Source organism: Xinfangfangia pollutisoli, assembly GCF_020179405.1.
GTDB classification, from domain to species: Bacteria; Pseudomonadota; Alphaproteobacteria; order Rhodobacterales; family Rhodobacteraceae; genus Pseudogemmobacter; species Pseudogemmobacter pollutisoli.
Genome location: NZ_JAICBZ010000113.1, coordinates 1 through 9,923 on the forward strand (window position 1 = coordinate 1; position 9,923 = coordinate 9,923).

Annotated in this window: 14 protein-coding genes and 1 pseudogene; 9 read left to right on the plus strand and 6 right to left on the minus strand. The window is 68.4% G+C overall.

The features are described from left to right. Window positions 1–381 (minus strand): annotated as a pseudogene (gene fliI / locus K1Y73_RS20070) (flagellum-specific ATP synthase FliI); the annotation flags it as partial. Window positions 382–464: 83 nt separating this feature from the next. Between fliI and K1Y73_RS20075 the strand changes: the two are divergent. From K1Y73_RS20075 to K1Y73_RS20115, 9 genes are read left to right on the plus strand one after another with little or no spacing between them, the layout of a single operon-like run. Next, window positions 465–848, plus strand: coding sequence for a FlgB family protein (locus K1Y73_RS20075; protein WP_225030079.1), 384 nt, complete (start codon window positions 465–467; stop codon window positions 846–848). Between the two features lie 12 nt (window positions 849–860). After that, window positions 861–1,241: a flagellar basal body rod protein FlgC gene (flgC, locus tag K1Y73_RS20080; RefSeq protein ID WP_225030080.1), complete on the plus strand. Its 381-nt coding sequence runs from the start codon at window positions 861–863 to the stop codon at window positions 1,239–1,241. A gap of 14 nt (window positions 1,242–1,255) precedes the next feature. After that, window positions 1,256–1,561 carry a flagellar hook-basal body complex protein FliE gene (gene fliE / locus K1Y73_RS20085; RefSeq protein WP_225030081.1) on the plus strand — a complete coding sequence of 102 codons (306 nt, stop codon included), beginning with the start codon at window positions 1,256–1,258 and terminating at the stop codon, window positions 1,559–1,561. Beyond that, a complete protein-coding gene (locus K1Y73_RS20090) occupies window positions 1,558–1,824 on the plus strand; it encodes a flagellar biosynthetic protein FliQ (RefSeq protein ID WP_225030082.1) in 267 nt (88 codons plus the stop codon). Before fliE ends, K1Y73_RS20090 begins: the two co-directional genes overlap by 4 nt. 2 nt (window positions 1,825–1,826) lie before the next feature. Continuing rightward, entirely contained in the window at window positions 1,827–2,534 is a 708-nt protein-coding gene (locus K1Y73_RS20095; protein ID WP_225030083.1) for a flagellar hook-basal body complex protein, read from the plus strand. 2 nt (window positions 2,535–2,536) lie between these two features. Beyond that, window positions 2,537–3,322 (plus strand): flagellar basal-body rod protein FlgG, encoded by a 786-nt coding sequence (gene flgG / locus K1Y73_RS20100; protein ID WP_225030084.1) that lies wholly within the window; start codon window positions 2,537–2,539, stop codon window positions 3,320–3,322. Further along, window positions 3,322–3,765, plus strand: coding sequence for a flagellar basal body P-ring formation chaperone FlgA (gene flgA / locus K1Y73_RS20105; RefSeq protein WP_225030086.1), 444 nt, complete (start codon window positions 3,322–3,324; stop codon window positions 3,763–3,765). The genes flgG and flgA overlap by 1 nt, the downstream gene beginning before the upstream one ends. Continuing rightward, complete coding sequence (flgH, locus tag K1Y73_RS20110; RefSeq protein WP_225030098.1) at window positions 3,765–4,517, plus strand: flagellar basal body L-ring protein FlgH; 753 nt, start codon at window positions 3,765–3,767, stop codon at window positions 4,515–4,517. Before flgA ends, flgH begins: the two co-directional genes overlap by 1 nt. Before the next feature lie 2 nt (window positions 4,518–4,519). Beyond that, window positions 4,520–4,984, plus strand: coding sequence for a flagellar basal body-associated FliL family protein (locus K1Y73_RS20115; protein ID WP_225030088.1), 465 nt, complete (start codon window positions 4,520–4,522; stop codon window positions 4,982–4,984). An 8-nt stretch (window positions 4,985–4,992) separates the two neighbouring features. Here the strand turns inward: K1Y73_RS20115 and K1Y73_RS20120 are convergent, their stop codons facing one another. From K1Y73_RS20120 to K1Y73_RS20140, 5 genes are all read right to left on the minus strand, one after another. Continuing rightward, window positions 4,993–5,343: a hypothetical protein gene (locus K1Y73_RS20120; protein WP_225030090.1), complete on the minus strand. Its 351-nt coding sequence runs from the start codon at window positions 5,341–5,343 to the stop codon at window positions 4,993–4,995. Further along, window positions 5,340–6,431 carry an EscU/YscU/HrcU family type III secretion system export apparatus switch protein gene (locus tag K1Y73_RS20125; protein WP_225030092.1) on the minus strand — a complete coding sequence of 364 codons (1,092 nt, stop codon included), beginning with the start codon at window positions 6,429–6,431 and terminating at the stop codon, window positions 5,340–5,342. Before K1Y73_RS20125 ends, K1Y73_RS20120 begins: the two co-directional genes overlap by 4 nt. Beyond that, window positions 6,431–7,195, minus strand: a complete 765-nt coding sequence (locus K1Y73_RS20130; protein ID WP_225030094.1) for a flagellar biosynthetic protein FliR — start codon at window positions 7,193–7,195, stop codon at window positions 6,431–6,433. Before K1Y73_RS20130 ends, K1Y73_RS20125 begins: the two co-directional genes overlap by 1 nt. After that, a complete protein-coding gene (gene flhA / locus K1Y73_RS20135) occupies window positions 7,192–9,261 on the minus strand; it encodes a flagellar biosynthesis protein FlhA (protein WP_225030096.1) in 2,070 nt (689 codons plus the stop codon). The genes K1Y73_RS20130 and flhA overlap by 4 nt, the downstream gene beginning before the upstream one ends. Window positions 9,262–9,264: 3 nt before the next feature. Next, the coding region (locus K1Y73_RS20140) for a lysozyme family protein (RefSeq protein WP_318248264.1) at window positions 9,265–9,923 on the minus strand (659 nt) is incomplete at its 5' end.

Consider the following 9,923-nt stretch of genomic DNA (forward strand, 5'->3'; position numbering starts at 1 on the left):
CGCGCCGGTCAGCGCCCGGCGCAGGGGCCCGGGCAGAAGCGGCCGCCCGTCCAGGGGCTTGCCGAACGGGTCGACGATCCGGCCCAGCCAGCTGCGATCGGGGGCCAGGGTGACGGGGCCCAGCCGTTCCACCCGGCTGCCGATCCGCAGCCCTTCGGGATCATCCTCGGGCAGGACCCGCGCGCCTGCGACTGACAGATGCACGATTTCGCCGCCCAGCGGCCCGGCCCCGGTTTCGGCCTGCACCCGGTCGCCCAGCGCCGCCTGCTGCAAGCCACTGACCAGAAACGTCCCCCGCGCCGATTCCGCCACCCTTCCCACCTCGCGCGACGGGGCGATGGTGCCGATTTCCGCCTGCAGCGCATCGAAGATTCCGGCCACGCCTTCCCCCTTTGTTCGCCAATTACCGTTTCTAAAGGAATCACCCTTAAGCCTTGGTGAAGCAGGTCGAGGGAGAAGCCCCGATGTTCGAGAAGCTGGAACTGACCAGAATGGCGCAATCCATGGCGGCCCATGCCGGGGCGCGGCTGGGGGTGATCGCCCAAAACGTCGCCAATGCCGATACGCCCGGCTACAGGACGCAGGACATCCCCGATTTCGCCTCGGTCTACGATGCCCAGGGGCTTGAGATGCGGGCCACCCGCCCGGGCCATCTGGGCGGCGCGGTGGCGATGGTCGATCTGGCCCCCTATGCCACGGGCGGATCTGAATCGCCGAACGGCAATTCGGTTTCGCTGGAACAGGAAATGGTCAAGTCGGTGGAAACCCGGCAAGAGCATGAAATGGCCCTGGCGATCTACCGGGCCACCTCGGATGTGATCCGCGCCTCGCTGGGCAGCAGGCGGTAAGGGGGGCCGGGGATGAACGATCTGACGACTTCGCTGTCTTTCGCCGCTTCGGGGATGGAGGCGCAAGCCATGCGGCTGCGGCTGGTGTCCGAAAACATCGCCAATGCCGACACGCCCGGCTATCACCGCAAGGTCATCCGCTTCGATGCCGCGATGGAGACGGGCCTGGTCGAAGCAGGCCCGGTGCAGCTGGACCGCAGCGACCTGATACGGGTCTATGACCCGGGCCATCCGCTGGCCGATGCCAATGGCTATTACGATGGCTCCAATGTGGACATGGTGATCGAGATCGCCGATGCGCGCGAGGCCCAGCGCAGTTACGAGGCCAATCTTCGATTGTTCGACCAGGCGCGGCAGATGACGCAAAGCCTGTTCGAGCTGTTGCGGCGGTAAAGGGGGGCGTCGGAATGGATGTGAAACCCTCATTTGCCGCACTGACCTATGCGCAGGCCAGAACGGCCACAGCGCCCAAACCCTCGGGAAACGGGGGGGCCCCGGAAAGCGGGGCGGCAGGCTTTGGCAAGCTGGCGGAAAACTTCGTCGAAACGCTTGCCAGGCACGAAGAAACGGCCCGCGCCGCCATGAGCGGCGGCGCGGACCCGCATGCGCTGGTCGAGGCGCTGGCCTCGTCGCAGCTGGCGGTGGAAACCGTGGCCACGGTGCGCGACCGCGTGGTCGAGGCCTATCAGGAAATCCTGAGGATGCCGATATGACCGAGGCCGCGCTGTTCGACGTGCTGCGCCAGGGGCTTTGGGTCGCGGTGACGATCTCGGCCCCGGTGCTGCTGGTGGCGCTGGTGGCGGGGGTGGCGATCGGCCTGTTTCAGGCCCTGACCTCGGTGCAGGAAATGACGCTGACCTTCGTACCGAAAGTGGCGGCGATGATGGCGGTGTTCTGGGTTTCGATGAGTTTCATGACCGCGACCCTGGTGGCCTTTTTCAAGGACCAGCTGATCCCGCTGGTTGCAGGAGGATAGCGATGGATGCCGCCGGATATGTGGCGCTGGGGCGCCAGTCGGGCCTGATGCGCGAGATGCAGGTGGTGGCGAACAACATCGCCAATGTCTCGACCGCGGGCTTCCGGCGCGAAGGGGTGGTCTTCGACGAATTCATCGAAAGGCTGCAGCACGAACCGTCGCTTTCCATGGCTTTTGCCACCGGCCGGGCAGTGGACCTGTCGCAGGGCGCGGTGGAACAGACCGGCGGCGCCTTCGACTTCGCCATCCAGGGCGAGGGGTTCTTTCAGGTGGAAACCCCGCAGGGCAACCGGCTGACCCGGGCGGGCAGCTTCACCCCGAACGAGAATGGCGAATTGGTGACGCCCGACGGCTTTCGCCTGCTGGATGGCGGCGGCGCGCCGGTCTTCGTGCCGCCCGGGGCGCAGATCGCGGTGGGCGCCGATGGCACGGTCTCGGCCGATGGCACGCCGGTGGCGCAGATCGGGCTTTGGGCGCCGGTCGATCCGCTGAAGCTGCGCCACGAAGGCGGCACGCTGTTCGATGGCGGAGCGCTGCAGCCGGCCGAAGGTGCCACGCTGATGCAGGGCTATCTGGAAGACAGCAACGTCAATCCGGTGATCGAGGTCGCAAGGATGATCGAGGTGCAGCGCGCCTATGAGATGGGGCAGAAATTCCTGGATGCCGAGGATACCCGCGCCCGCACCGTCATTCAGACCCTGGGGAGGTAGCGATGAAGGCGCTTTACATCGCCGCGACCGGCATGGCCGCCCAGCAGATGAAGGTCGATGTGGTGTCGAACAACCTCGCCAACATGTCGACCACAGGCTACAACGCCCGCCGCGCCGATTTCGCCGATCTGCACTACCAGCAGGTCACCCGCCCCGGCACGGTTTCGGCGACCGATGGCACGGTTCTGCCCACCGGCGTGCAGATCGGGCTGGGGGTGCGTCCGGCGGCGGTGTCGGTCGTGCTGGCCCAGGGGTCGCTGTCGATGACCAATGGCGATCTGGACGTGGCGATCGACGGCAATGGCTATCTTGAGGTCACCCTGCCCTCGGGCGTGTCTGCCTATACCCGCGACGGGGCGCTGAAACGCTCGCCCGATGGCGAGATCGTCACCTCGGACGGTTACCCGGTGATGCCCGGGATCACCATTCCCGCCGATGCGCGTTCCATCTCGATCAACGCGCAGGGCGAGGTCTATGCCTATTTCGAAAATCAGGTGCAGCCGCAGCTGCTGGGCCAGTTCACCCTGGCCACCTTCATCAACGAAAAGGGGATGGAGGCGATCGGGTCGAACCTGTTTCTGGAGACCCCGGCCTCGGGCGCGCCCACGGTGGGCGTGCCGGCCGAAGACGGGCGCGGCACGCTGCGTCAGGGCTATCTGGAAGACAGTTCGGTCGATCCGGTGCGCGAGGTGACCGAGCTGATCAAGGCCCAGCGCGGCTATGAGTTGAATGCGAAAGTCATCACCGCCGCCGACCAGATGCTGGCCGCCACCACGCAGGTGCGCTGATGTGGCGGGCGATCGGTCTTGTGCTGATGCCCAGTCTGCTGCCGGGCCTGATGTCGGGCCTCGCCGCGGCCGACAGCCTGGTCGCGGCGCGGGCCATTCCGGCGCAAACGGTGATCGCGCCCGAAGATGTGATGCTGGTCTCGGCCGAGATCCCCGGCGCGCTGTCGGCGGTGGAACCCGCGCTGGGGCTGGAAACCCGGGTGGCGATCTATCCGGGCCGGCCGGTGCGCCTGGGCGATATCGGCCCGCCCGCTTTGGTCGAACGCAATGCGCGGGTCGCGCTGGTCTACCGCTCGGCCGGGCTGACGATCCGGGCCGAGGGCCGCGCCCTGCAGCGCGCCGCCGCGGGCGAGGTGGTCCGGGCGATGAACCTTTCCTCGAAAACCACCGTCACGGGCCTTGTCGCGCCCGATGGCACGATCCTTGTCGGAGGCCCGCCGTGATCCGCCTGTTCCCCAATGCCTTCCTGATCCCCACCCTGCTGATCCCTGCGGCCGCCCTGATCCTGGCCGCCTGCACCGATCTGAACACCGTGGGCCGCGCGCCCGAGTTTTCGCCGATCGAGGGCAGCAACCAGCAATATGCGCTGTATTCCGGCAGCCTGCCCGAAACGGCCGACCCGAACGCGCCGACCGATGCCGCCTCGCTTTGGACCGGATCGACCGAAAGCCTGCTGGGCGACCGGCGGGCGGCGCGGCGTGGCGACATTCTGACCGTGGTGATCGAAATCAATGACAGCGCCGCGATCAAGAACTCGACCGACCGCAACCGGACCGGGTCGAAAAGCATGGGCATTCCGCAATTCTTCGGCATCCCGCAGCGCATCGACGAGAAGCTGCCCGAGGGCGCCAGCATGGAGACCGCCGTCGAAACCAACAGCAATTCCACCTTCAAGGGCGCCGGCAATGTCGCACGGTCGGAAAAGCTGACGCTGCGGGTCGCGGCGACGGTGGTCGAGGAATTGCCGAACGGCGTGCTGAAGATCGAGGGCCAGCAGGAAGTGCGGGTGAATTACGAATTGCGCGAGCTGATCGTGACCGGCTTCGTCCGCCCCGCCGACATCACCCGGCAGAACGAGATCACCTATGACAAGATCGCCGGCGCGCGGGTCGCCTATGGCGGGCGCGGCCAGATTTCGGATTTCCAGCAGCCGACCTATGGCCAGCAGATTTCCGATATCGTGCTGCCGTTCTGATCATGATCCGCATGCTGCTTCCCATACTGCTTGCGCTTCTGGGCCTGGGCGGCGGCATCGGCGCCGGTCTGGCGCTGCGCCCGGCCGAGGAAGAGGGCGCAAAGCCGGCAGAAGAGGAACATGTCGCCGAAGACCCCGAGACCAAGCCCGATTACGTCAAGCTGAACAACCAGTTCGTGGTGCCAGTGCTGGAAGGCGGGCGGGTCGCCTCGATGGTGGTGATGTCGCTGTCGCTGGAAATGCAGGCCGGGCATAGCGAAGACGTCTATGCGCGCGAGCCGAAGATCCGCGATGCCTTTCTGCAGGTGCTGTTCGACCATGCCAATACGGGCGGGTTCCGCGGGTCTTTCACCGACGGGTCCAACCTGGTGCTGCTGCGCCAGGCGCTGAAGGAAAAGGCGGTCAGCATTCTGGGGCCGACCTGCACCAATGTGCTGATCACCGAAATCGCCCGGCAGGACAGCTGAGCGCCGGCTCAGGGGGCCGGGGGTTTTGGCCTGTGCTGGGCCAGAAGCCGGTCAATCACCCTTGCGCGGCCGAAAGCATGGCGCGCCGCATCCCGTGCGGACAGGCAGTCGGCCTCATGTCGGGCCAGCTGGATGTTCAGCGCGGCGTGGCGGCGGCTGGCCCATTGCTCATAGGCGAAGGCCACCCGCGCCTCGGCGGCGGTCTGCGGCGCCTGTTGCGGGCGCGACGCCTCCAGCGCCGCGATCTGCGCCTTGACCGCCGCGCGGGCTGCCGCCGCCGCGCGCCGTTTCGCCGTGCCCGCCTCTTCCAGCAGGGCCGCGATCTGCGCCAGCCGGTCCAGACGGGCGCGGTCGGTCATCGCAGCACGCTTTTGCGGGCGCGCCGGCGCAGCCCGTCGGCAAAGCGGATCGCGGCGGCCACGACAGCGTAATGTTCGGGGCGGATCTCCTGGCCGATCTCAAGGCTTGCATGCAGGGCCCGCGCCGTGGGCGGGTCGCGGCGAACCGGCACGCCGCTTTCCTGGGCCAGGGCGCGGATCCGGGCGGCAACCTCATCCACCCCCTTGGCCACGCAGACCGGCGCCCGGCCGCGGCCACGATCCCATTTCAGCGCCACGGCGTAATGGGTGGGGTTCACGATCACCACATCGGCTTTCGGCACTTCGACCAGCATCCGGCTGAGCGCGATTTCGGCGCCGCGGCGGCGGCGGTCGGCCTTCAGATGCGGATCGCCATCGCTTTCCTTCATCTCGTCGGTCATTTCCTTGCGGCTCATCCGGTGGCGGCGCAGGAACTCGGCGCGCTGCCACAGATAGTCGACCAGGCCGAATCCCGTCGTCAGCGCCAGGAACAGCAGCAGAAGCCCGGCCATCTGCCGCAGCATCAGCGTGGCGATCTGCCCCGGCTGCATCCCGGCGGCCAGGAACAGCGTGCCCGCCTGGCGATGCAGATACCAGGCCAGGGCCGCGCCATAGGCCAGCATCTTCAGCGCGCGCTTGGCGAAATCGACCAGCCCGCCGCGCCCGAATTTCTGCCGGGCATTGGCCAGGGGCGACAGGCGCGCGCCCTTGAAGGCCAGTTTCGACGGCGCCAGCACGAAGCCGCGCGAGGCGACCAGCCACAGGATCACCGCGATGCCGGGCAGCAGCAGAAGCACCAGCCAAGGCCCCGCCATGCGCGCCAGCGCCCCGGCCAGTTCCGGCCCCGCCCCGCCCTCGGGCCGGGCCGACAGGCGGCCCGCGCCGGACAGCAGCGCCATGCCGGCGGTGCCCGCGATCTGCAGCGCCCAGCCCCCCAGCGCCGCCACCGCCAGCAACAGCGCCGCCAGCCCCACCGCGGTCTGGATGTCTTCCGAGCGGATCACGTCGCCCTCTTCCCGGGCCTGGGCCAGGCGGCGCTGCGAGGGGTCGAATTCCTTTTCGCCGCTGTCGGCTTCATCGCGGGACATCAGGGCAGGCCGCCATAGGGCGCGGCCAGCGCCGCCTGCATCGCCTGGCGCCACAGCTCCAGCAGCAGCGGCGCCGTCAGCGCCAGAAGCCCCAGCCCGCCCAGGGTCAGCGCCGGGGCGCCGATGAACGAGACCATCAGCGCCGGCATCGCCCGGTTGATCGCGCCCAGCGCCAGATTGTACAGAAGTGCGGCCAGAACGAAGGGCGCGGCCAGGGAAAAGGCCAGGGAGAAGACCTGGATCACCCGCGCCAGGCCCCAGTCGGCCAGCATGCCCGGATCGGGCGACTGGCCGGTGGGCAGGATCTGGTAGCTGATCACCAGAAGCTCGGCCGCGCGGGGCAGCCCGCCCATCAGCACGAACAGCGCCAGCGCGGCCAGGGTCAGCAGATTGGCGACGATCGGCTGCGGCTCGGGCCCGACGGCGCCGAACATCTGCGACAGCGAGATGGATTGCGCCGCCAGCACGCCTGCGGTCTGCAGGCCCAGGATCAAGAGCCGCAGGCCCAGGCCCAGGGCCAGACCGGCGATCACCTCGGCCAGAACGGCGCCAAGGGTGAAATCGGCCGCGGGCGCTGCGGGCAGGACGATCAGCGTCAGCGCCAGCGCTGCGGTCAGTTTCACCCGCTGCGGCACGGCCTGTTCGCCCAGGGCCGGCAGCAGCGCCACCGCCGCGCCGACGCGCAGGAAGACCAGCGCCGCCAGCCACAGGCCCTGTTCGGCCATTCCCGCCAGCTGCGCCAGCTGGGCCACCAGGTCATTCATGCCGCCACCTGGCCCAGCAATGCCGGCCGCAGGTCCATGCCGATCTCTTCATAGGACAGGACCGGCGTCTGCAGCCCCTTGGCCTGCACCACCGTGCGCAGGAACCGCCGCCGCGCGGCCGAGGTGACCAGGGCCGGCAAGGCGCCGCTTTCGGCCGCATGGTTCAGCCGCTCGGCAATGCCATTGGCCAGTTTCGCGAACACATCGGGCGGCAGGGCCACGTCGCGGTTCGGGCCCGGCCCGTCCATCTGATGGGCCTGGAAGGCGCGTTCCCAATCGGGCGCCAGCTGGATCAGCGGGATCGAGCCATCGGGCCGCTTGAACTCGGCCACGATCTGGAAGCCCAGGCGCTGGCGCACATGTTCGCAGACCGCTTCGGGGCTGCCTAGGCCCCGCGCCTCGGCCACCGATTCCAGGATCAGCGGCAGGTTGCGGATCGAGACCCGCTCCTCCAGCAACAGCCGCAGCACCGCATGCAGCAGGTCAAGCGGCACCTTGTCGGGCACCAGATCGTCCAGCAGGCGGCGGTTCGCCTCGGACCGGGCCGGATCGGACAGCGAGGTGAATTCGTCCAGAAGCCGCCGCAACCCGCGCAAGGACAGCAGCCGGGCGAGATTGGCCTTCAGCACTTCCAGAAGATGGGTGGCCAGAACTTCGGCGGCCGAGACGACGGTCAGGCCCTGCAGCACCGCATCTTCGGTCAGATCGGGGCGGATCCAGCGCGCGGGGGCGCCATAGACCGGCTCTTTCACCTCTTCCCCCTCGGGCGCGGGCACGCCTTCGGACAGAAGCACCAAAGCCCGGTCGGGCTGCAGGCGGTTCGCCACCCGTTCGACGCCCTGAATGCGGATGCGATAGGCGCCGGGGGGAAGGGCCGCCTCGTCGGTCAGCCGGATCTCGGGCAGGATCAGCCCGTAGCTGGCGGCAATATGGTTGCGCATATTGGCAATGCGCCCATCCAGGCCGGTGGCCGGATCCAGCGCCATACCGACCAGATTCGGCGCGAATTCGATATGGATCTCGTCGAAATCCAGCACGTCGCCGATCGGGCGGCGAGGCGGGGCCGCCGGGGCGGATGGGTCGGCCGCCGGCGCCTGGGCGCGTTTGGCGCCGTACCAGGCGGCCGTCCCCAGCGCGAGGGCGGCGGCAAGGAAGGGCAGGAAAGGCATGCCCGGCACCACGGCGAACAGCGCCATCAGCCCCGCCACCGTGGCCAGCGCCGCCGGATAGCGGCCAAGCTGGGCAAAGAAGGACACATCGGCCGCGCCCTTCGACCCGCCCCGCGCCAGCAAAAGCGCCGCGGCGACCGAGATCACGACGGCGGGGATCTGGCTGACCAGCCCATCGCCGACGGTCAGGATCGAATAGGTCTCAAACGCGCGGGCGGCGGGCATGCCATGGATCACGATGCCGACGATCAGCCCGACGACCAGGTTCAGCGCGGTGATCAGCAGCCCCGCCACCGCATCGCCCTTGACGAATTTCGACGCCCCGTCCAGCGAGCCGAAGAAGGTCGTCTCGGCCAGTTCGGTTTCGCGCCGGCGTTTCGCCTCGTCATGGGTGATGGCGCCGGCCGACATGTCGGCATCGATCGCCAGCTGCCGGCCCGGCATGCCATCCAGCGCGAAACGCGCCCCCACCTCGGCCATGCGGCCCGCGCCCTTGGTGATGACGATGAAATTGACGATCAGCAGCACGACGAAGATCACCAGGCCCAGGATCAGATTGCCGCCCATGATGAATTCGGCAAAGCCCTGGATCACATGGCCCGCGGCGTCGGTGCCGGTATGACCCTGACCGATGATCAGCTTGGTCGACGACACGTTCAGCGCCAGGCGCAGAAGCAGGCTGGCCAGAAGGATGGTCGGGAAGGCCGAGAAATCCAGCGGGCGTTCGATGAACAGCGTGACCGTCAGCATCAGGATCGCCAGCGCGAAGGACAGCGCCAGGCCCACATCCAGAAGCGCGGCCGGAACCGGCAGGATCATCATCCCGATCACCGCCATCAGCGCCAGCGCCAAAAGGACGGTCGGGCGCATCATGTCGCGGATCGTCAGCCCCTTCATCGCCTAGCCCCCGAACAGCGGAAGGCCGCCCGGCGCCTGCGGCACAAGCGAGCCCATCGCCCCCGGCCCCCCCGCCTGCAGCAGCGGAAAGCCGTTGGTGCGGCGGTCTTCTTCGGTTTCGGGCGGCAGATCGGCCAGGGCCAGGGTGATCTCTTCCCCCGGTTCGGGGCCCAGCCGGTCATAGATCGTGGCGAAGCGGGCACTGTAGCGTTGCGCATATTCGGGCGTGGCCGAATGATAGGCCCCGGCGGTCTGCGTCCAGTCGCCGCTGTCGCGATACAGCCGCGCCAGAAGGCGTGCGGCGTAAAGCGCATTGGCCTCGGGCGCGATCATCGCCTCGGGCGAGGCGAAGGCCTGGTTGTGCCAGCGCCAGTTCAGCTGGAAACAGCCGATGTCGATATTGGTGACGCCCTGGTCAAGCGCCTGCTGCAGATGGGCCAGCGCCGCATCTGACGTGTCGAACCAATGGCTGTCGCCGCCCTGGTTCAGCGCCCAGGGCCAGGGGGTGAAGCGGCCCTCCGCCGATTTGCGCCCGGTTTCCGCCAGCGAGATCGCCAGCAGAACCCGCAGCGGCACCCCGGTTTCCCGCGCGGCCGCGGCGGCGGCGCGAAGGCACAGCGCGGCGGGATCAGCGCCCTGGGTCGCCGGGGCGGGGCCGGCGG

What these genes read in the sequence shown, in the direction of transcription:
- K1Y73_RS20120 (WP_225030090.1), bottom strand. Translation starts at nt 5,343, where the DNA reads ATGACCGACCGCGCCCGTCTGGACCGGCTGGCGCAGATCGCGGCCCTG.
- flgA (WP_225030086.1), top strand. Translation starts at nt 3,322, where the DNA reads ATGTGGCGGGCGATCGGTCTTGTGCTGATGCCCAGTCTGCTGCCGGGC.
- flgC (WP_225030080.1), top strand. Translation starts at nt 861, where the DNA reads ATGAACGATCTGACGACTTCGCTGTCTTTCGCCGCTTCGGGGATGGAG.
- K1Y73_RS20125 (WP_225030092.1), bottom strand. Translation starts at nt 6,431, where the DNA reads ATGTCCCGCGATGAAGCCGACAGCGGCGAAAAGGAATTCGACCCCTCG.
- K1Y73_RS20130 (WP_225030094.1), bottom strand. Translation starts at nt 7,195, where the DNA reads ATGAATGACCTGGTGGCCCAGCTGGCGCAGCTGGCGGGAATGGCCGAA.
- K1Y73_RS20115 (WP_225030088.1), top strand. Translation starts at nt 4,520, where the DNA reads ATGATCCGCATGCTGCTTCCCATACTGCTTGCGCTTCTGGGCCTGGGC.
- flgG (WP_225030084.1), top strand. Translation starts at nt 2,537, where the DNA reads ATGAAGGCGCTTTACATCGCCGCGACCGGCATGGCCGCCCAGCAGATG.
- K1Y73_RS20075 (WP_225030079.1), top strand. Translation starts at nt 465, where the DNA reads ATGTTCGAGAAGCTGGAACTGACCAGAATGGCGCAATCCATGGCGGCC.
- flhA (WP_225030096.1), bottom strand. Translation starts at nt 9,261, where the DNA reads ATGAAGGGGCTGACGATCCGCGACATGATGCGCCCGACCGTCCTTTTG.
- K1Y73_RS20095 (WP_225030083.1), top strand. Translation starts at nt 1,827, where the DNA reads ATGGATGCCGCCGGATATGTGGCGCTGGGGCGCCAGTCGGGCCTGATG.
- K1Y73_RS20090 (WP_225030082.1), top strand. Translation starts at nt 1,558, where the DNA reads ATGACCGAGGCCGCGCTGTTCGACGTGCTGCGCCAGGGGCTTTGGGTC.
- fliE (WP_225030081.1), top strand. Translation starts at nt 1,256, where the DNA reads ATGGATGTGAAACCCTCATTTGCCGCACTGACCTATGCGCAGGCCAGA.